Origin of the sequence: Legionella cincinnatiensis, from assembly GCF_900452415.1 — a bacterium.
GTDB classification, from domain to species: Bacteria; Pseudomonadota; Gammaproteobacteria; order Legionellales; family Legionellaceae; genus Legionella; species Legionella cincinnatiensis.
Genome location: NZ_UGNX01000001.1, coordinates 2,186,727 through 2,206,625, shown reverse-complemented (window position 1 = coordinate 2,206,625; position 19,899 = coordinate 2,186,727). Strand labels below are relative to the sequence as shown.

Genomic DNA, 19,899 nt, shown 5'->3' with positions numbered 1-19,899 from the left:
TATTCATTGCTCAGGAAACTCGTTTATTGTTCAACACAAGAAGATCTGGCTGTGCCCGCTAATGGGCGTAAATTGGCCATTATAGCTATCAAAAACGGCAGAACTATAAACCTAAAGATCTCCTACATATTGAATTGATAGAATGAATAAAAAAGATAGCTGAATCGAATCATTATTGTTATGGGTGTCGCCTTATGAGGAAGGCATTAAATGCATTTGGCCATCCAATAGCACGACGAAGAACTCAACGTTTAATGAAAGAAGCAGCGGTTTTTGTTCGTTACTGGAAAAAATATAAAGTCATTACTAATAGCAAACATAAACAACGGTTTATGAAAATATTTTAAATAGACAATTTCATGTAGCTGAAGCAAATAGGGCCTATGTTGCAGATATTACCTATGTCTGTACACAAGAGGGTTAGCTATATTTAGCCGTTGTTATGGATTTATTTTCAAGAAAGATTGTGGGTTGAAGCATGGGTTCGAGAATGTAAAATTCTCTGGTATGTGACGTACTGAATATGGCTATTTGGCAACGAAAACCACCGCATGGTTTAATTGTTCACTCTGATCGAGGGCCTCAATATGCAAGTAAGGAATATCGGAATTTAATAAAAATGAGCCATTTTGTTGAAAGAGTGAGTAAAAAAGACGATTGCGGGGATAAGAGTTATTGAAAGCTTTTGTGTAGCCTGGAGCAAGAACGAGTCCAATGGCGCAATTATCAAATGCGTTTGGAGGCTAAGTAAGATATTTTGAACTACATCATAGTGTTCAATAATAGCAACTGATTGCCCTCTTATTTGGGTATCAGAGTCCGAACCAATTCTAACAAAATATAGAAATTTTAATGAGAGTTGTTTAACTGAGTTGTAAACTTTTACTTGTCCACCTCAATGGTGAGTAGCACCAATAGTTTCGTCTCTTTTACAGTTATTTTGGATAAAAATTAGACTGTAAACTTGCCAATAATATCTTCATATTCAGTTTGTATGCCAGAAAGGGATGGTTTTGAGTAAATGTCAAGCGATTTCCTACTTTCGTGATCAGAATAAGGCTGTATTAATACGCTATCAACTCCCTGTTCCTTGAATCAAGTAAATAAAAAATGTCGTAGTTTATACGGCGAAATAGAAAGTTCAATGCCTGCCTTCTTGGGATAATTCTAAAGAGTTTTTCTAATGGTGCGATCAGTATAAAGATTTTCCAAATGGATTTAAATAGATTGATTGGTGCGTTTAATGAGCACATATGGCTTAGCTTTAGATGGAATTATATCCTACTTGGTTGTCTAAAAAACGACATTAATAAAAATTATTTATTAATAATGATCAATTAAAATACAGTAAACTATGAATAAAATAGTTACTTTCAGGAATGATGTTAATTGATTCTTAAATTAATTTAACTCATAGACCTGAGAGATTTTCATAATCTCTTTAAAAACATACGTATTCATAGGATTTAAATCATGGAAATTTCTAAGAGTAACTTAAATTTCCAACTTAAAATTTTTAGGAGATTAAATTATGACAACACCACTATTCCCAAAAAATGACGCTTTCGTAACTATACGCCAAGGTAAAACAGGAGACTGTTATCTTTTGGCAGCCTTAGATTGTATACTAAACTCAGGGCTTGAAGGTTATGCTGCTATCAAATCATTATTCAAAGAAAGAGAAGATGGCGTTGAAGTAAGAATAAACTCTACCGATCTAACTCAATATTTGCAAAAAGAGAAGTTGCACGGTAAATACAATTATCATTACGATCCTATGACGAATCAAGACGTGTTTTTTATTGACAAAAAGAAACTACAAGAAATTGACCAGACTACCTATGGAGTAAAAAGTAATTCTTTAGCCATAAAAATTTTAGAGCGCCTAAGCTCTTATTACTTGGTATCAGATTGGGATCAAAAACTACCGTTGGCAAGTATTGTTGCTCATAAAACATCAAAGAGGCATAAAGAGACCTCAACGAAATTTATGGGGCAATTATTAGGTTTTATGGCTCATGATACTCGTGATGTTCATGAGATCGTACGATTAAAAACTATAGCCCCTCAATCGCCAATTTATATTAGTATGAGTTATGGGCAAGTTGATGCTCATGGGGAAAGACATGGGCGTCATGCTTTGAGAATTGATAAAATTATTCCTAATGCTAATAGTGCAGGTGGATATGATTTTGTCTTAGTCAATCCATGGGATAACCAAAAGCGAGAAACTTATAGTTTAGATGAAATCCTAGAAAGAAAATGTCGCTTCTCTGTATTTAGCACCAAACCTTATAAAAATGATCTTAAATTTTATGAACAGGATCTTAGAGAAAAGTTGTTCAAAGTCTATCAAAAAATAGGAAAAAAAATATTTGCCGATGATAAACTCTATCAGATGGTTCTAAAAATGAGCGGAGTGAATGGCAATGCATTAGATTTAAGAACAATTAATAAATGCGTTAAACTATATGAAAGGATTAGTGGTCTTCCAAATCTGTTTGATGCGTTATCTCCTAGCGACCAAAAAGCAATGATTTCATGTGTTGCCATAAATTCAAAACCGACAAAATTTATAAACTCTTTCCTATCTGCAGTACCGACTGCTCGCTCTGTAGTTTCTCAACAAGTAGACTTAACTAAATATTATGTGACTCTGATTAGTGAATACCCTATAGCTTCTGTTAATTTTGATGATTCTATAGAATCAGTTAAGAAATACAAAGAAGCTGTAATATCAGAGCTGCAAAAAATAAAGAATCGTGCATTTTCTCAAAAAAAACATTCTCAACTAGATAATGCTACCATCGAAAAAGCTTTTGGCGAGAAATTACGTGAGGTAGATGCTCTGTTCCAGTTCGGGTTATATTTTAAACAATTAAACACTGATCTAAATCAAGAATTAAACATTGATCCAAATCAAGATTTAAATATCGATCTAAATCAGGAATTAAACATTGATCCAAATCAAAGTTTAAATATCGATCTAAATCAAGAATTAAGGATTGATCCAAATCAAAGAATTGATTTAAATCAATCAATAGATATTAATAGATATCGGTTTGGCTTATTTTTTAAGCCAGCGAGTATTAACCCGAGTCAAAATGAACATATTGATTTAAATCAAGAGTTGGATATCGAAAATAAACCTTAAATCTAAGTTTTAGTTAGTATTAAGATGTATTAGTTCTAGCAGTTCCAGTAGTTCGAACTTGATCTGACAGTTATCGGTTTTTCACAAAGTTTCTGTCAGGTCAAATTTAGATTATAAATTTTTCCATCCCGATTTGTTTTCCCTTGATTGTGAGTTTTCGGCAAGTCTGTGTGACTGAAGACAGATCTAGTCTTTAGCCTATCGCCTAGAAATTTTAAGAGCCGGTTTTATGATAAGTGGCACCAATAAATTAGACACTGTCAAACAAGCGTTGATGCATTGGCGGGTGTCACGAACAAAGTGAGGGTAAATCCTTGATAACTTATGGGAACAAGTTAAAGAACTTTTAAGTGATCATACCACAGACAAGTTGTTCGCTGATTTAATCTGGACGTTTCGGCAAACGTGCGTGACTAAAGACAGAGTTACTGTTTAGCCTATAGCCTCAATGATTTTAGGAGGCGACTTAATGATAAATGGCACCAATAAACTAGAAACTGCCAAAAAAGCCTTTAGACACTGGCGAGCCACAAGAACAAAGCGCGGGCAAATCCCTGATTATCTATGATAGCAGGTTAAAGAACTATTAAGTGATTATACTCCTTCGAAAATCGGCAGTCATTTAGGGATTAGTCCAATCCAAATCAGGAAAAAATTATTGCCTGTAGAGAAAACGAACCTGCAGTTTGTTGAGGTAAAAGGAAAACCTAGGAGGCTTGATTCAGAGTTTCTATCAAATGGCGATGTGTCTTGTAGTGTTGAACTTCATCGTCCCTGTGGCAGTATACTGAAAATCAATGCAGTACCGATGAGTAGGGTATCAAAACTCATGCTGGATTTTATGGGGTAACGATGCTTCAGATTACACCACAACATCGACTGTTACTTGCTGTTAAACCCGTTGATTTTAGAAAAGGCATCGATGGCTTGAAAGCCCTATGCCGACAAAAACTGCTTGATGACCCCTTCAGCGGTACGGTATTTGTTTTTACCAATCGCATACGAACTTCAGTAAAACTTTTGGTGTATGATGCGAGTGGTTTTTGGCTCTGCCAGAAACGGTTCAGTCGAGGCAAGCTGGCTTGGTGGCCTAGTGGATTGAGTCCCTCCGTTGAATTACGCTCCAGTGAGTTATTGATACTGCTTGCCCAAGGCCATCCCATCAAAGCAAACCTTCCAGACGATTGGCGCTCAATTGCTTATGCGGCCAGTGATGATTCGAACAAAGCCTTGGTGCCCTCATAATTCCAGGGAAGCCATGCTTTGGGCTCTTTAACAATTTGGTCTTTATAAATTTGCAGTGCCACCAAATATTCAAAGGGGTTGGTTCCTGCTAACTCACAGGTATAAATAATACTCGTGAGTACACCTCCTACCATTGTCCTATATTCGGTTTTATAAAACAACCAGGGATTACTTCCTCTGATAGGGATTTTTAATCCTCGCTCCAGGTCGTTGTTATGGATGGGCGCACCCGTAATTTGTAGAAAACGGGTGAGTTTCTCCCAATGCTTCAGCATGTAATTTATGGCTTTGCCTAAGGAATCATTAGGTTCGACTTGTTTAGATGACAGAAGTTCTCCATATACACCTTTGCTTCCATCATTGCGGGCAAGCTGTGTTGCTGGTGATAGACTAGACGCTGCTCTTCATTATGCCCAAGTTGTTTTGATTCCTTTTCCATCTTAATTGAATTGAAAGCCACTTCATAATGGGCAGGCAATGTTCTGGGTAGAATGCCTGCAACTCATCAAACTTACGAAAGCCATGAGACAAGCAGTTGCACACAATGGTGTCATGGGTCTCTGGGATATTATGACTTAGTGCATCACACATTTGGATGACTGTTCCATTCTTCTTATGGCGTTTATTAAGAAGTCGCTCCATGTTTTCGCCAGAGTAGCATTGGCTGTTATAGAAGAGTGCTATTTTATGGGCGCCGTTTTGTGCCAGTATTCCTGTGGTGTACATGCCGATACGTTTTTTATCTGGGTTTTGTCGGTTGTGCCGAATCGTATCTACGATTCTAAGAACAGTATCATCATTGTGAATCAAAGAGCCATTGGCGGCTATTTCTTCTAATGCTGGGAATACCAATAGCGCACAAGCCATCAACTCTTCCATCAATTGCCATTGGGTGGATGCGGGAATGGGAAAACCAAAAAGTGATTGCACGTATTCTTGTCGATGAAACGGCATGGCCATGTAGTACTTTTGTAGAGCCAGGATTGCTTTAAAACTTGGATGATATTTTTCTTGGTGAACATGAACAGGAATAGTGGCTGAAAAGATTTCATTACATAAGTCACATCGCAGTTTCTCAATCCAGTATTTATTAACAGATGCTAAATTTTGTCCTTTGATGTTAATGAGGATGCCGGGATTGATGGAATAAAGCTTGCCGCCACAGTGATGTGGACATAGTTGCCCAGCACTTAGGGAATCTAAGGTGATGCTGTGTTCCTGTGCATTGATGTAGGCGGTATGCGGAAGGCGTCCATGTCCTGTGGGTTCTTTGGACTCATGGTTCTCATCATTTAAAGGGCTGGTTTCGGATTCTTCTGTATCGGCGTTATTCTCTTCTGCTTTTGGAAATTTGTCTTGTTGATTAGTGGTCTTATCTCCTTTGCCAAAGATAAGTCGCTTTAGATTAGATACGGTTATTTTATGCTCGATCAATGCGCCCGGGATCCAGGAGGCCAGGTGAATACACCCAATGATAAAAGGTTTTGTTCCCTCTGGTAAGTTTGATGAGTGTACCAATGCAATGATCTGATCAACGTCTTCTTGTGATTTTTCAATGACATTCGGTAGTTCTTTTGCTGGTGTCATTTAACAACCCTGCTCCTCTTAAGGGCAGCAAGGTTAGCTAGCAGGCGCAATAAAATCAATAGGTTGGGTCGAAAATAATGACTCAATGCTTCTTTGCTGCAAGGTCACACTTAACAAGCGATCAATTTGTTTTGTAGCATGCATCTTATTGTCACCTCGGGTGTCAACTAAACCTTCTGCTATTCGATGGAGAAACAGTGATTCGCTGGCCAAAACAACCATGGCTGCATAAACAAGTGACTGTTGACCTTTTTTGTGTAAATCATCACCATAAATTATCTTCGATAACTGTAGCGATCTTAACTAATTTATGTGCTGACTCACCTTTCATTTGGAACATCATCCTCATTTGAAAATGAGAATAATGATCCTTTCTTTCAATTTATCAATCCTTTATAAAACTTTTTTATATCAAAAATGTGGGGATCTTTAAGGGCGTAACCGTATCAATTGACAAAGATTTAAATGACAGCCATGCTTAGAATATTCCGATTAGAAAGTCTCGACCTGTTCAATTAATGCATTAATATACAAAGCCTTTCTGATCAAGAAAAATTATCGAAAACGACGAGGTAAAAAAATTATGGATGATTTTTTCAAAACATTGGAAAACTTACTCCATAGAATTGAAAGCTATCATGACAACTATACAGAATCGCATGAAAAAAATGTTGGAAAACTGATGTTTCATTTTGGAAAAACACTTGGCTATAGTGAAAATGAAGCCAGTCAGCTTTCCTTATTAGGGAATTTGCATGATATTGGTAAGATTGCAATTCCTTCGAGCATATTGGAAAAATGTGGTAAATTGAATGATTTTGAACGTTATGTCATTGAGCGACACCCACAAATTGGTTGTCACCTCATAGAAACAATCAAACATCCATTTACTGCGATAGCTAAGAAAGTGATTTTGAATCATCATGAAGCATTTGATGGGTCTGGATATCCCAATGGAATTAAAGGAAATAAGATACCGATTGAAGCTAGGATATGTCGGATTTGTGATGTGTATGATGCTATGCGTTCGCTTAGACCATATCGCGATGAGAAATTAAGTCACGAAAAAGTTCTTGAAGAAATGACGGAAAAGAAGGGGGATCTCATAAGTACATTTGATCCAGAACTCATTAGAGCATTTGAACAGATATCAGATGGAATTAAATATTGGTATGACTAGGTGAGTACGGAGGGAGTATGTCGATATGGGTTATCCCCATCCATAGTCGAAATCTCATTTTGAAAACGTGGATTCTTACGCAATACGTTGTACATAAGAAATTTTCATGAGAAAGCTTTAGATTCGCTAAAGTTTGGTAATAAAAAGGAAATGTTGATGCCGAGTGAAATCAACTTAGCAATAATCAAACGGGTGCTACACCTGGGAAAAGAGAATAATCTTGAATTTCTATTAAGCCGCATCGGCAATGGTATAACAATCACAGATCAGTATTCAAAAATTCTATATGTCAATTCAGGATTTACTAGAATAACAGGATATCAATACGAAGAAGCAATTGGTAATAATCCCGGTATGCTTCACTCAGGGAGGCATAGGGAACCTTTTTATCAACAAATGTGGGAAAGCATATTAACTAATAATTTTTGGGAAGGTGAAATATGGAATCGAAAAAAATCAGGCGAGATCTGTCCTGAACTATTATCTATTAGTAAGATTGATGATCCTGAAAATAAAACCTATTATTTTTTAGCTATTTTTAGTGACATTAGTTTTTTAGAAAAAGATTTGCCAGAAAAAATTAATTTAGCATTTTATGACCCGTTAACTAAATTACCAAATAGAAATTTACTCTATGAACGTTTTAAAACTTTTATCAATCATATCCATGAAAATTCATCAGCTGTAAAATTATCAGCTCTATGTTATGCTGATTTAAATAAATTTAAAGAAGTGAATGATGTTTATGGTCATTTAACGGGTGATGGCTTACTGGAGCATGTTGCTAATACAATCAATTCACATGTTAGAAGTGGAGATACTTTTGCTCGCGTGGGTGGTGATGAATTTGTATTCTTATTGCCAAATGTTGGAAATGAAAAAGAGGTGAACTTTTTCTTCGAAAGAATAGAGAAAGAGCTTAAAAAAACAATCGAGATAAATGGTCATCAAGTTTCTGCTTCAATGAGTGTTGGTGTTGTTTTTATTCCGCCCACATCTCAATTAAGTGATTATAAAAAGTTAATGGATCTGTCGGACGAATCAATGTATTACGCTAAAAAAAATAAAATCGGCATTTCATTTCATCGGGATTTGTAGTGACTTTGCAGAAAAAAATAATGACTCAATGCTTTTTTGCTGCAAGGTCACGATTTAATAATAACTACTGCACTTGCCAGATCTTCTGTTAGATGAGTTTCTCGAAGGGAGATATTTAGCTCTACTAAAAATTCATATAAACCCTGCTACGGTACTTCCAATTACCAGCGGCCAATGATGTCCTTATGCGAATAGGAGTATAATATTTTTAATATAGATAAATAAGAGCTTGCTATGAGAAATGTATCTATAGATATAACCCTGTAGGTTTGATTGTAGTATCTAACTGTGTTGAAGATGTTACGATTTCCAAAATCGAATTCCATAAGGGGTTAAAGACAAATAATAATATTTACATAAATGTAATTTTTAATAATGAAGTATCTAGCCATAGTCAACTTTAATATTCTTCCTGCCTTAATCGCAGCTTCTACTATAAAATATTACTCTGAAATCCCACGGTTATTTCTAGTACAATTTCTAACTTAGCTGTTAAGAATAGTAAACAAATGACAATTAATAATTTAGCAAATATCATCTGTGATCAAAATGACATATTGAAACAAACAAGAAAATGAAAAAAATTTACAGTCTATAAGAAAAGATGAAAAATTAGATTTAGATTAAGCAACTCTCCAACCAGCTACTGATTTTTTTAGTCGATTATTGAGCAGGGAGTTAAGTTTAGAATTTCGAGCATTACATGAGCTTTTACATTGGAATTTTAAGATTTCATGCATCCCTGTACTTTTTTAGCACTTTTTAAATGGCGCGTTACTAAATTACGCTTATTGGTTAAGAGACTTTTAGAATCTTGTTTTAATATGATTAATTGCATTGATAGACTTAGGATCCTGGATTTAGGTGTATTTGCTTCAATAGTTATTACAGAAATATTTAAAAATCGGCTTAAAAGACTAGGAAGCGATAGTCGAGACCCAAAAATGATGCGGTCAACCAAAATGTTACAACCCAGTTAGCAATTTTCAGTTAAAATTTCTGGTTCTAGAAATGAATAATTACTTATTTAGAATCTTTTTTAAACTAGAATCAAATCTTATTAGAGCAGGAATTATTTGCCCATTATTTTCACAATCAAGCTTCTTCTTTATACTCTCAAAATGCCTTTCTACAGTTCTTCTGGAAATCTCAAAAATTGAAGCAATTCGTTGCAAATTAAAATCATTATAATAAAGATAAATCATTTCCTTTTCTCTGTGGGTGAGATCTTTTGCTCCTAAAAAACTAAACGGTAGTTGATTGTAATCAAAAACGGTATCTTTTATAAGTTCAACAATTTGATTGTTAGAAGATTGTAAAATAATATCTCTTAATTTATCTTCCTCTCCATTGTTTTCTGACTGAATTAGCTCATTCATCCTGATGATGCATTCTTTAGGAAGAGTTAAATAATTTTCTTTCTTATGTAGTCTCCTGAGTTTGGCACATATGTTATCTGCTATCATTCTAAAGTAATCAAGATTATTGACTACAAAATTATTTGTAGTTTCTGGACAATTTGCGGATGCAAAGGTAACCATTTCAACTCGAGAGGAATCCTGATGAATAAAATCTATAAAAAAAGTGTATTCTCTATCCAATAAGCACTTCTTAATCCCAGAAGCAATTACATTATCATTCGTTACATTGCACATATAAAGGCTATTATGCTGATAATTCTTTTTGCAAAGATTCTGCTCTATGTATAACTCTTTGTTAAGTATCTCATCAATAATATATTTCTCGGAGTTTAGCTGTAGGTATTTTCCTTGCAAATCAAAATACAGATATCCCCAAAAATCGATGTATGTTCGCTCAAAAATGTCTCTATAAGCATCGGCAAGGAAAGCAGTATATGCTTTCATATTATCAATAGCCTCCATCCTCATTCTCCAACAGAAAATTTTAAAATCTAAAACTTGATGAGCAAGTAGTCCTCTTTTCGATACCCTATTAATATAATTTTAAACCATTAATTTCTTTTATAATAAAAGTGCCCAATATATTCTATTGGGCAGAGGTGTAAGGTATTCCATCAAATTAGGGTTTAATTGTTTTTAAGGTTGGCGAGGACGTGTCTGCATCTAAGCCCTTTTCGCTTATTAGTTTTTCCCTGAGAAGCTTGGTTTGTGAACAGTTAGCTTCTTTCTTTCTATTGATTTGCTCCAGTGTAGCATCAACCAATGATTCAGTAATTTCTCCTACATTGAAAACACTATGATCACCGGCCGCAGTGGTTTTGCATAGGAAAACATTTTTAGCAACACCAAAGACACGATGGGCAAATTCACCAGCATGATGACTGTTTATACTAGTTTTGTAGGCATCGCGCTGTGCTGGTTTCATTAAACCGTCTTCCTCCAATCGATTTGCTTTTGCTATTAATTTATTTTTTTCATCACGAACAGTATCTGCGATGACCTGTTCATGGGCAGTACTGTATATTCTCCCTTTTTCTGATTCATGGCCGTATTTAGAATAATCATCCACTTGAGCTTTAAAACAGTCTCTTTCATTTTTTGATAATTTAATACCTCTATCATCCAATTTGGCATTTACACCTGTCACTGGGGTTTCTTTTCCTTTAGCATGCACGTGAAGGTCTTCACGATTTTTACACCTAAATTCACGCTCAGAACTAGGCTGATGAGGGACACTACTCATAATATACAGTAGTTCCTTCGTTGACTCTTTCAATGTTGGGTTATAGTCCTCTGAAACAGATACACCAGAATTGTCAAATTCGGCATTAAACGCTTTCATAAGATTCTCAAATTTAGTTTTCATTTTGCACCTCACTATTTATTTGCTTTCATTTTCAATTTTATGATCTGAAGATGAACAAACTATGAGTTGTTATGTCGCAAAAATGACAACGAGCTTTTTTATTGAAATTCTTGAATAATGTTTTATTAGATAACCCAGCCTAGAATTCTTATGTAAGAACTCTAGATATCATCGTCACAATTAGATGGTGTTAAACAATTGTCAATGGCTTAAACGAGCATAATGAAAAACAAATAAATGGAGATTAAGTCACCTTATTGATCATTCTTTCCAGCGCAGTGTATGGTATGTAAACCACCTCAAAAACAACAATTAAACATACATTTAATCATTATTTAGATCAAAATAAATAAGTAGAAAACTAAACTGCATCTTTCAGGATGCGCTGGTTTACCTGATAATCATATAGAGCAATTTTTTTGTAGGAAACGTGTCTTGAGAAACCAAAGTCCTCAACTGAATGATACTCATTTATGCCAAATCGGCCAGCAATAAGATTTTATCTCGATTAACACATGCTTATTATTATGGAAAACACTGGAAGTTTAATTCATCGGGAAGATGTCACATGAGGTCATATGTCATTAGCAGCTGAAGCAGGAGCTATTATCACCTTGACAGAGGAATTGGTACATTGGATTCGTCTTTTGTTTTCAGGTAGATTAGTTCTATCCATGCAGCAACACAAAATATCGACAGCAATATTTCTTTGGGTTATGGCTTAAGAGTAGCTCAAGGATATAATCCTGATTTGGAAATTTATTGGTTCTATGAAAGAAAATCCAAAGGCTATCGATTACTCAATATGATAACGCCATGTAATAATTTACTTGTTTCGCTTAATTAAATAGTGTTCTATTTATTGATACAAAAAATCAAGATAACTCTATGAATTTATTATTTAAAATATATAAAGCAATTTTTGATGAAAATCCTTAATTAAATTGTGGACGCAACTAGGTTTCTCTACTGCTCGCTAAGGAGGCTCAAAGACGAGGCGAGGACACCGCGGTAGCCTGCTATTTACGCAGACAGACTGAAGGGAGCCGGAGTAAATCTAGCTGCAGCCGTTAAGTCATTGGGGTAGGCATATATTTTTCTCGTTCGGAGCTAGCGTTCCGGAAACAAGATGCTAGCGGCCTTTGAAATGCCGAATCGGCGAGTTATTTCTGAAGACTCGGATACCCAGGTAGCGAGACGGTTGCACGCTGATTTGTCATTTTTGCGCTATAGAAATTAATTTTATCTTCATTTTCCGATTGTATGATGCAAAAATGAATACAATTAAAAGGAGATAAGCGACATGTTTTTAAAATTTTTTTCGAAAAAAGAAGATTCCTCAAATTTATCTAATAAGAAAAAGAGCGATACAACTATTTCAGAACAGAATAAATTTATAAATCAAACAAGAATGCTGGAGCAATACGGTTATGAAGGCGAGCCGGGCATGTGTGTTCCCTTGACAAATTTATATGCCAAATCGAGAATAGAGAATATGCCAGCAACTTTCTTACAAAGCAACGAAGACGCTTATCAACAAGCAACGAAAGAGTTGGAGCATGAAATCGAATTATTACATCAAGGTAAAGATGGATATTATTCTGCCTATATAGATAAAGGAGCACACTATACCCAAAAAGAGTTAAGTAAAAACGACCTAATAAGTCCGGCAGGGCTACGAAAAACCTTTAATGAATCACAAGATGCTCTGATTATTTATCCTACTGCAGGAGATAGACATATGATCTATAGAGGTATGAATGTTGATAAGAAAAGCTGTGCTTTTTTCGACGCTAACCAACCCGGAGGCGAGTTGGTAGGTCCTTGTGAAAGGATAGATAAATATATTGCTGAAGCAATTTTAGATAATTATAGTGATGAAGGTGAACCACCATCTGCTGCTATCAGATAGTAGTTGAAGTAAAGAGCTAAAAGCAATGATTCTAAAAAGCGACATTCTACCTAAGATTTGATAATGCAAGAAGGAAGTGTAATATAAAAGGAGTTTTTAGGTAGGTGTACACTTAGCACAATTCAATTTATACATCTTAAACAATATTTGGATTATGACTCTGAGTTTTATAATTTGTTTTTTTAAGTATTCCCAAGCCGGTTTCGTAATATTTAAACCGTTAATCAAGTGATTTATAATTCTAAAAACAAGGTATACGGATTCAAGTGAAAATAAGTTGCTGTTGATTCATATCAAGGGGAGCAATTGCCATGAATTGCGCATGCTCTCCCATAGTCACTTTGCTGTTTTTTTATCCTCTAAATTGATTAATTCCATTCAACAATGCTGGATGAAGCTGTTGCTCAAAATCTGGTCTCCACTTCTCCACCTGTTTTTTATTCTTAGCTATAAAAAAAGATGTGGTGTGAAATAAGGATGGGGCCGAGCCCTTAAAGCCAAAACGCACATACGCATTGACATCTGCTCTACTTATGGCGGGATTTAATTTGCGGTTTTCATCATTTTCATCCACCAGGATAATTTGTTCCGCACAGGGGTAACGCTTTTGAATGGCTTTACGTTGTTCGGTACTCATTTGATTTAATTCTTGCACCGTTAAAGTTGGGTATTGCTTCAAAAATGAGTGTCAATTCTTCTGTGCTTTTTTGTAAAATTGATTATTCCTTAAATCAAGTGTGGTCACCCCTTGTGGCATGGCTGTAAAGGCTTGGGCCAACTCTGCTCCTGATTTTTCGCCAAGCGCATTCCAGCCTATATCAAGTGCGCTCACTCCTTGTGGTATGGTGGCAAAGGCTGGTGTTATTTCTTCCTCAGACATGTTTCCAAGGTTTCTCATGCAGTATCTCATTTTAATTCTCCAGTAGTATTGAGGCGCTAATGCTTTTTCATGCTAAAAATTAAGCGAATTTTTAGCTCATTGAGATAAAACATACTGAAAAACGAACCAAGAGCTGTAAACAGACATCATCGCTTCGCTGACATAAAGTACCAATAGAAGTATCGTGTCACTGATTTTTAGTATCAGAGTACAATGACTTTTTGGCGTATGCTTTATCTCAGCAACGAACCTGTTTATTCTTGAATGCTAGGTAATCTACCAGTCCTCCGAGCTGTCCTTATGGAGAAGATAAGTTGTAGGGATTTAAGGGAGTTTGAATAAATCCCTTAAATCATGGGCTGAAATTATATCATAAAAAGTATTGATAATGGTCCAAACTTTCACATTAAATCGCTCATTCATAATTTGCACATATATTTTGAGCAGGCATCGTGTTTAATCGGTTTAGCACTCATTATGATCATAGCTTGAAATATCAAAAACATTATCCAACCGTACTAAACCATTGATTTGATAGGGGATGTCAATATTGCAGGGATTATTGGAATATAATCATGCTGGGAAAAAAGCGCTCTTACGAGCAAACATAAATGATGTTCGCTGGCATGATTTACGTCATACATGGTCTAGTTAGCATGTACAGCATGGAACTACTTTACATGAGTTACAACAGCTTGGTGGATGGTCAAATTATGAGACGGTACTACGACACGTTTTTGCCATAGTAGATGGTTTTTATGAAACAAGCTTTTAACTAACCTATTGATTTTACTTAAAAATGGCGATCCGTAAGGATTCGAACCTCCTCCCCCTGGTTCGCAGCCAGATACTTAATATCCTTTAAAATCAATATGTTGCGATGAATTATAATCAAGAAAAACAGTATAAAACTGCCTAGATCGGTGGGGTGTTGTCACAGTTATTTCACGTTTTATGACACAGAAAACGCCGAAAATGTATTAAAATAGTTGTTGTTATTTGATAATAAACTTTAACTTTTATTTAATTTAGAATTATACTATACTACAAATGTAGCAAAAAAATACTAATGTAGGTGAACTATGGGAATTCCAATAAGAATTGACGAAACCATTTATTATGAGGCAAAAAAAGTTGCGGCTGCAGAATTTCGCTCTATTCCAAATCAAATAGAATATTGGGCTAAGTTGGGAAAGTGCGCGTTGGATAATCCTGATTTACCCATTGAATTTATAAAGGACGTTTTGCTTTCTAAACTTCAAGACAAGTCTTTAGCTGAACCTTTTCAATTCGAGGGTGAAGGTGGGTGATATCGAAATAAGGCAAATGCCTGCGTTTAAGAAAGCTTATAAAAAACTACCAAGCTCACATAAATCCATCATTAACGAGGCTGTACGTATAATTGTCAATAATCCTAAAGTTGGAGAGGAGAAAAAAGGGGATTTAGCTGGAGTCTATGTTTACAAATTTAAAATGAATCATCAACAATTTCTTTTGGCTTATGAATGGGAGCCGACATTAAGGATCTTAGTGGCGCTTGGGGTACATGAAAACTTTTACCGGGATCTCAAGAGAAAATAATTAGTTATTTATTCTTAATGATTTTGTAGAAAGGGATTTAAATGAAAGTATTGAATTTAGCAGGACAAGAAATAATTGACAATTCAAATGAAATTCGTCTCCATAATAAATTAAAATTTATGAACTTATTGAGATCTGAATATAGGGATGAGTAATGATTTCAAGAAAATGACTATTTGGAGCTAAAAAATAGCAGCCACGTCCACCGTCGTTATGATTAATCTGCTGAGGTTTGGTTTGTCTAGGATCTGCCCAATTATTTTAATTGTTTTTTTAAAATCCTACTAAAAATCTCATCGAACTCAGGTTCGCTAACAAGAAATTCGAAATGTCTTAGTTTAATTTCGTTGGACGTCGTTCTGAAATCTAGACTTACAGCATTACTGGTTTTGACAACAAGAAAGGAGCCAAAATAAGTAGGGAATGGTAGTCCTAATATTTCTGCTAAGAATTTGGCTGGGGCTTCTGCATCCTTAGCCTAAATAATAGTATGATTTAGTTCGATCTCATGCTAACACCTTATTAAAACTCTCTAAAGGAAGAAATGGTTTATATTAGTGAATATTGGATAGATTCGGCTTAGAAATCTAGGCATAGGCTCCACGCTTCTTAAAAAAATTGAAGAAGAGGCTAAAAACAAAGGCGTAACAGCGTCTCATAACGATACTTTTGACTGGCAGGCCAAAGATTTTTATCTGAAGCTCGGTTATGAGGTCTTCGGGACAATTGAAAATTGCCCACCTGATAGAGCTGGTATATTTAGTGGACCCAAACGATGTAACTTCTCACAAATGCTAAGAGCCTGTGAGGAGCTTGGTATCAAAATAATATTTGCCAATTCTGCCAAGGAAAAAGGTCGTATTGATCGCTCATTCGTTACGTTCCAAGATCGCCTCATCCCAGAGCTACGCTTACAAAATATCAGCGATATACAAACTGCCAACGGTTATTTACAAGTCACTGAAAAACCCTAACCTAGGACAAGCGCAAGTATCAGCACAATTAAAAACGAACTAAGATATTGAGATTAGTCCTGCTGGAGTAAGGTATATATGGCTTCGAGAACACATGAATACCAGCGCCCTTAGAATCCTTAAAGCAAAATCCTCACTAAAAGTTGCTTAGTGAGGATTGATCGAATTATCTTTAGCTGATATTGTGTCACGATAAAATCGCTTGGTAATTAATCCGACAGTTTCCCTCGGTATTTACACCAATTCAATTAATAATATATCTTAACGAAGAATAAACACATTCCAATAAAATATAAATCGACTCTTCACTTGACAAAAAATGACCAAAATGAATTCTTTCGCTGTGCGCCAAGGAAGGCTGAAAGCCGAGGCGCATAGTCCGCGATAGAGTGCGATTTACGCAGACAGCCCGTAGGGATGCGGAGTAAATCTTTATGCAGTCGTTAAGTCGTTGGTGTAGGCATACGCTTTGCTCGTTCAGAGCAAACGTGCCGGAAACAGGACGCTCGCGGCCTTTAACCTGTCGCGTTGGCAAGTGAATTCTGGGGACTTGGATGTCCCAGAATTTTTAACGAGGTAGCGACACGCTTGTTCATTTTTGGGCGGTCGTGTTAATTTAGTTGCTTTGGTAGAAGCCCCTTAGCCTTCAAGCTAAGAGTTTTTTGCTATAGGTTTCCTCATTATCATTATTTAGGTCTTTATTAAAAGATGGCTGGGGAAATGGTTTAAATAATAAATTAAGATTTCTCACTGGTGCATCATCCGGTGTAGATTCACCCAATGGTTTTGTGCGTTGATGCCGTTCATTATTCATCTTTCGCTGCCATTCATTCAATACAATATCACCAATTTCTTTTTCAGGGAGAATACCGAAGTGTTTTTCGTAAACTTTCATATATTTGTTAATAAAATCATCGTTGTTTATTTTTTCGAGAAATGCAGGCAATGAATTTAATTGTGATGCGTCTTTTAAAAGTGCTCTTATTTCAAAGGTTATATTATTATTCCATTTTGTACGTAATTCTATATCAGCATCAAACATAGATTTTAACCAGACTTTGAATGCATCATCAGGCTGTTTATCTATCATGGTTTTTACATTAGTCTTGGCTAAATCTTCTTTGACCAATTTTAATAATTGCTTGCTGAGAGAAGGATTAATGGCTCGCACGTTAAATATGCTTTTTAGAGGATTCAGGATGTTCCTTTCCTGCGTTATTATATCCTTATAAAGTTGTTGATCAACAAGATGTGCCGATTTAAGAAAATCTTTGCCATCAACTCCAAACTGCCCAATATCATTTATGGCTAGTAAATGTAAGCCTCTAGCCAACAATTTCTTCTCTAATCGAGGTACAGCAGCAATTGTTTCTGGATGAATAAAGATATTGCGAATATTGCCAGGAGGCAGCTTTTCAAAGTCCTGGAAAAAATAAAAATCCATAATTTCTTCCTCTGGTTTTTCAATCGGTGCTCCTGATTGTCTTCTGACATTTTGATTAATAAGATCGGTCAACTTATTAACTTCTTCTTGAGAAGCAAAATCTGTATTCGGAAAGCATTTTTTGATGAGGAGTTTATAGTTATTCTCGAATTGTTCGGGACTGCTTTTCAAACAAGCAATTAATGCATCTTTCTGAATAGAACTATTAAAGATAGATAATTGTCTAGACGCAATGGAGGATATCTTATCAAAAATCGAAGGAAATCTTTTATAAAGAGATACGCCATTAAGCAGGAATTGGGTATTCACATCATTTCGGGTTCGGAACAGAGAAAATAGATTTTCTTTTAATTCTGAATGGTTAAAAATAAAACCAGCTTCATGTTCAGCAATGGATAAAATTTTTAAAGAAAATGCTTTTTTTCTTTCGCTGTGCGCCAAGGAAGGCTGAAAGCCGAGGCGCATAGTCCGCGATAGAGTGCGATTTACGCAGACAGCCCGTAGGGATGCGGAGTAAATCTTTATGCAGTCGTTAAGTCGTTGGTGTAGGCATACGCTTTGCTCGTTCAGAGCAAACGTGCCGGAAACAGGACGCTCGCGGCCTTTAACCTGTCGCGTTGGCAAGTGAATTCTGGGGACTTGGATGTCCCAGAATTTTTAACGAGGTAGCGACACGCTTGATTTTTGTAAAAGCAGGCATATTTAGGTCGACGTTTTTTGATGTCTTCTAGATTCCCTGTTTCTATGATCTTAGTATTCCATGGATTAACCAGACTAAATTCATATCCACCAGGCGTTTTGGGATTTGGGGTTACTTTGTCAACTCTGAGTGCATGCCGGGAATGATATACACCGCGCCTATCTTGCTGACCATAGTCCAGGGTAAGGTATACAGGTTCGTGGGGTGCTATGGTTTTTAACTTGATTACTTGATTAATATCCTCCAAATAACCGGCTTCAAAACCTACTAGTTTGGCTATAAAATCAGCGTCAGTGCCTTCATAGCGTATTATATGATTATGCGCCAGAAGGCTATCCTCTCGTGCAACCGTAAAAAAATAGGGGCTAAGATGCTCTAAAATTAAAACAGCTAAAGAATTTGTTTTTACTCCTCTCTGATCTTTAGCAATTAATTCCAGACGATCTTTAGGTATCGTAATAATATCGTTTTCGATGTTATTTTTATATTGATATTTTAGCTTCACTTTTTCTGGCTTAAGATATTGGCTTTGCTTGCTATATTGGATTCGTACTTCTATATCCCCGTTACTTAGCTCAGTAAACATATTGGTTAATCTTTTTTTGCCATCCTTAGAGTTATAAAGACAGTCAATAGCTGCAAGAAGATAGCAGTCGCCTACTCTGCCTTGTTCTATAGTAATAGGTTGGTCCTCTTTGGGGAATAAAGGGAGCATAATTAAACACCTCATAATAATGTGGATAGTATCTAGTTCAGGGATCTCAACAAGAAACAACTGGTTTATTCTGATTCGAAGTGGTTTAATTTTAGTCTGAACGAGGTTAACTGATGATTATCTGAAAATGAAAATTAGCTTCATTAACGATTCCTTAACGGAATAGAACGCGTGATAAAGTATGTTGAGGTAGGGCGATTTTTTCATCCGGGCTTTTTACTCTTTTTTGATGCGTGCCAAGATCTCTTTTGCTGCCCAAATCCCCAATAGGCGCCATGCACGGTGCTTGGGTCGATAATTGAGGGTGCCTCACCAGCAACATGAAGCTTATTAGCCACAGGCCTCGCCAGTAGAGTCACCGTACTTCAATCAACGTTACTGGGCAAATAACAATATCTACCACGAGTGAATGGATCGCTTGCCCAGTGAGTTTGTTTCATTTTCATTGGGTTAGGGATGTTGGTCCCATAGATTTGTCTTAAGTGTTGCATCACCCATTCGACCTGAGAATTAGGGTCATAATTGGCCTTAAATTGGACGGGATAGTAAGCGACACAGTAATAGATAAAAACCACCATTTCAAAGTGAGAACCAATATTGTCCTAAAATGAGGTCTACGTACATATATGGACTCCTCGGTTT

Annotated in this window: 17 protein-coding genes and 4 pseudogenes; 12 read left to right on the top strand and 9 right to left on the bottom strand. The window is 36.0% G+C overall.

What is annotated here, in order from left to right; all coding sequences use genetic code 11:
• Positions 1-19: 19 nt before the first annotated feature.
• The 3 genes and pseudogenes from DYH34_RS18380 to tnpB form a co-directional block, all read left to right on the top strand.
• Positions 20-834: pseudogene (locus DYH34_RS18380) on the top strand (IS3 family transposase); the annotation flags it as partial.
• A 697-nt stretch (positions 835-1,531) separates the two neighbouring features.
• The gene (locus DYH34_RS09860; protein WP_058466458.1) at positions 1,532-3,154 is read left to right on the top strand and encodes a hypothetical protein; all 1,623 of its coding nucleotides are present in this window, start codon (positions 1,532-1,534) and stop codon (positions 3,152-3,154) included.
• An 852-nt stretch (positions 3,155-4,006) separates the two neighbouring features.
• Positions 4,007-4,399, top strand: a complete 393-nt coding sequence (gene tnpB / locus DYH34_RS09850; RefSeq protein ID WP_058466457.1) for an IS66 family insertion sequence element accessory protein TnpB — start codon at positions 4,007-4,009, stop codon at positions 4,397-4,399.
• On the opposite strand, the gene DYH34_RS18540 is transcribed toward tnpB, so the two are convergent.
• Positions 4,354-4,728: an IS66 family transposase gene (locus DYH34_RS18540; RefSeq protein WP_083502820.1), complete on the bottom strand. Its 375-nt coding sequence runs from the start codon at positions 4,726-4,728 to the stop codon at positions 4,354-4,356. The genes tnpB and DYH34_RS18540 overlap by 46 nt on opposite strands.
• Before the next feature lie 61 nt (positions 4,729-4,789).
• Positions 4,790-5,986 carry an IS66 family transposase gene (locus DYH34_RS18535; RefSeq protein ID WP_274519456.1) on the bottom strand — a complete coding sequence of 399 codons (1,197 nt, stop codon included), beginning with the start codon at positions 5,984-5,986 and terminating at the stop codon, positions 4,790-4,792.
• A 583-nt stretch (positions 5,987-6,569) separates the two neighbouring features.
• Here DYH34_RS18535 and DYH34_RS09830 point away from each other — a divergent pair.
• Together DYH34_RS09830 and DYH34_RS09825 are read left to right on the top strand one after the other, a co-directional pair.
• Positions 6,570-7,166 (top strand): HD-GYP domain-containing protein, encoded by a 597-nt coding sequence (locus tag DYH34_RS09830; RefSeq protein ID WP_058466455.1) that lies wholly within the window; start codon positions 6,570-6,572, stop codon positions 7,164-7,166.
• Between the two features lie 156 nt (positions 7,167-7,322).
• The gene (locus DYH34_RS09825; protein ID WP_058466454.1) at positions 7,323-8,264 is read left to right on the top strand and encodes a sensor domain-containing diguanylate cyclase; all 942 of its coding nucleotides are present in this window, start codon (positions 7,323-7,325) and stop codon (positions 8,262-8,264) included.
• Positions 8,265-9,283: 1,019 nt separating this feature from the next.
• Here DYH34_RS09825 and DYH34_RS09815 read toward each other — a convergent pair.
• Both DYH34_RS09815 and DYH34_RS09810 read right to left on the bottom strand, forming a co-directional pair.
• Positions 9,284-10,147 carry a LuxR C-terminal-related transcriptional regulator gene (locus DYH34_RS09815; RefSeq protein WP_058466452.1) on the bottom strand — a complete coding sequence of 288 codons (864 nt, stop codon included), beginning with the start codon at positions 10,145-10,147 and terminating at the stop codon, positions 9,284-9,286.
• A 157-nt stretch (positions 10,148-10,304) separates the two neighbouring features.
• Entirely contained in the window at positions 10,305-11,051 is a 747-nt protein-coding gene (locus DYH34_RS09810; protein WP_058466451.1) for a hypothetical protein, read from the bottom strand.
• Positions 11,052-11,629: 578 nt separating this feature from the next.
• Between DYH34_RS09810 and DYH34_RS18050 the strand changes: the two genes are divergently transcribed.
• Together DYH34_RS18050 and DYH34_RS09805 are read left to right on the top strand one after the other, a co-directional pair.
• A complete protein-coding gene (locus DYH34_RS18050; protein WP_157061472.1) occupies positions 11,630-11,776 on the top strand; it encodes a hypothetical protein in 147 nt (48 codons plus the stop codon).
• Positions 11,777-12,354: 578 nt separating this feature from the next.
• Complete coding sequence (locus DYH34_RS09805) at positions 12,355-12,963, top strand: hypothetical protein (protein ID WP_058466450.1); 609 nt, start codon at positions 12,355-12,357, stop codon at positions 12,961-12,963.
• A gap of 352 nt (positions 12,964-13,315) precedes the next feature.
• Here DYH34_RS09805 and DYH34_RS18370 read toward each other — a convergent pair whose 3' ends face one another.
• Positions 13,316-13,600 (bottom strand): hypothetical protein, encoded by a 285-nt coding sequence (locus tag DYH34_RS18370; protein ID WP_242606202.1) that lies wholly within the window; start codon positions 13,598-13,600, stop codon positions 13,316-13,318.
• Positions 13,601-13,651: 51 nt separating this feature from the next.
• Positions 13,652-13,861 (bottom strand): hypothetical protein, encoded by a 210-nt coding sequence (locus DYH34_RS18365; protein WP_238589580.1) that lies wholly within the window; start codon positions 13,859-13,861, stop codon positions 13,652-13,654.
• 553 nt (positions 13,862-14,414) lie between these two features.
• On the opposite strand from DYH34_RS18365, the pseudogene DYH34_RS18360 reads away from it, so the two are divergent.
• The 5 genes and pseudogenes from DYH34_RS18360 to DYH34_RS09770 form a co-directional block, all read left to right on the top strand.
• Positions 14,415-14,618: pseudogene (locus DYH34_RS18360) on the top strand (tyrosine-type recombinase/integrase); the annotation flags it as partial.
• Positions 14,619-14,925: 307 nt separating this feature from the next.
• Positions 14,926-15,153, top strand: a complete 228-nt coding sequence (locus DYH34_RS09790; protein ID WP_058466449.1) for a TA system antitoxin ParD family protein — start codon at positions 14,926-14,928, stop codon at positions 15,151-15,153.
• Positions 15,146-15,424, top strand: coding sequence for a type II toxin-antitoxin system RelE/ParE family toxin (locus tag DYH34_RS09785; protein WP_202972253.1), 279 nt, complete (start codon positions 15,146-15,148; stop codon positions 15,422-15,424). Before DYH34_RS09790 ends, DYH34_RS09785 begins: the two co-directional genes overlap by 8 nt.
• 572 nt (positions 15,425-15,996) lie before the next feature.
• Positions 15,997-16,125, top strand: a pseudogene (locus DYH34_RS18720) (GNAT family N-acetyltransferase); the annotation flags it as partial.
• Positions 16,126-16,164: 39 nt separating this feature from the next.
• A pseudogene (locus DYH34_RS09770) lies at positions 16,165-16,380 on the top strand (ISNCY family transposase); the annotation flags it as partial.
• A gap of 664 nt (positions 16,381-17,044) precedes the next feature.
• Here DYH34_RS09770 and DYH34_RS09765 read toward each other — a convergent pair.
• The 3 genes from DYH34_RS09765 to DYH34_RS18355 form a co-directional block, all read right to left on the bottom strand.
• Positions 17,045-18,307, bottom strand: coding sequence for a hypothetical protein (locus tag DYH34_RS09765; protein WP_058465023.1), 1,263 nt, complete (start codon positions 18,305-18,307; stop codon positions 17,045-17,047).
• 101 nt (positions 18,308-18,408) lie between these two features.
• Positions 18,409-19,257, bottom strand: coding sequence for a hypothetical protein (locus DYH34_RS09760; RefSeq protein WP_058466447.1), 849 nt, complete (start codon positions 19,255-19,257; stop codon positions 18,409-18,411).
• Positions 19,258-19,622: 365 nt separating this feature from the next.
• Positions 19,623-19,748 carry an FAD-dependent oxidoreductase gene (locus tag DYH34_RS18355; protein ID WP_238589584.1) on the bottom strand — a complete coding sequence of 42 codons (126 nt, stop codon included), beginning with the start codon at positions 19,746-19,748 and terminating at the stop codon, positions 19,623-19,625.
• Positions 19,749-19,899: the final 151 nt, after the last annotated feature.

What these genes read in the sequence shown, in the direction of transcription:
- DYH34_RS09860 (WP_058466458.1), top strand. Translation starts at nt 1,532, where the DNA reads ATGACAACACCACTATTCCCAAAAAATGACGCTTTCGTAACTATACGC.
- tnpB (WP_058466457.1), top strand. Translation starts at nt 4,007, where the DNA reads ATGCTTCAGATTACACCACAACATCGACTGTTACTTGCTGTTAAACCC.
- DYH34_RS18535 (WP_274519456.1), bottom strand. Translation starts at nt 5,986, where the DNA reads ATGACACCAGCAAAAGAACTACCGAATGTCATTGAAAAATCACAAGAA.
- DYH34_RS09830 (WP_058466455.1), top strand. Translation starts at nt 6,570, where the DNA reads ATGGATGATTTTTTCAAAACATTGGAAAACTTACTCCATAGAATTGAA.
- DYH34_RS09825 (WP_058466454.1), top strand. Translation starts at nt 7,323, where the DNA reads ATGCCGAGTGAAATCAACTTAGCAATAATCAAACGGGTGCTACACCTG.
- DYH34_RS09815 (WP_058466452.1), bottom strand. Translation starts at nt 10,147, where the DNA reads ATGGAGGCTATTGATAATATGAAAGCATATACTGCTTTCCTTGCCGAT.
- DYH34_RS09810 (WP_058466451.1), bottom strand. Translation starts at nt 11,051, where the DNA reads ATGAAAACTAAATTTGAGAATCTTATGAAAGCGTTTAATGCCGAATTT.
- DYH34_RS18050 (WP_157061472.1), top strand. Translation starts at nt 11,630, where the DNA reads ATGTCATTAGCAGCTGAAGCAGGAGCTATTATCACCTTGACAGAGGAA.
- DYH34_RS09805 (WP_058466450.1), top strand. Translation starts at nt 12,355, where the DNA reads ATGTTTTTAAAATTTTTTTCGAAAAAAGAAGATTCCTCAAATTTATCT.
- DYH34_RS18370 (WP_242606202.1), bottom strand. Translation starts at nt 13,600, where the DNA reads ATGAGTACCGAACAACGTAAAGCCATTCAAAAGCGTTACCCCTGTGCG.
- DYH34_RS18365 (WP_238589580.1), bottom strand. Translation starts at nt 13,861, where the DNA reads ATGAGAAACCTTGGAAACATGTCTGAGGAAGAAATAACACCAGCCTTT.
- DYH34_RS09790 (WP_058466449.1), top strand. Translation starts at nt 14,926, where the DNA reads ATGGGAATTCCAATAAGAATTGACGAAACCATTTATTATGAGGCAAAA.
- DYH34_RS09765 (WP_058465023.1), bottom strand. Translation starts at nt 18,307, where the DNA reads ATGCGCCTCGGCTTTCAGCCTTCCTTGGCGCACAGCGAAAGAAAAAAA.
- DYH34_RS09760 (WP_058466447.1), bottom strand. Translation starts at nt 19,257, where the DNA reads ATGCTCCCTTTATTCCCCAAAGAGGACCAACCTATTACTATAGAACAA.
- DYH34_RS18355 (WP_238589584.1), bottom strand. Translation starts at nt 19,748, where the DNA reads ATGCAACACTTAAGACAAATCTATGGGACCAACATCCCTAACCCAATG.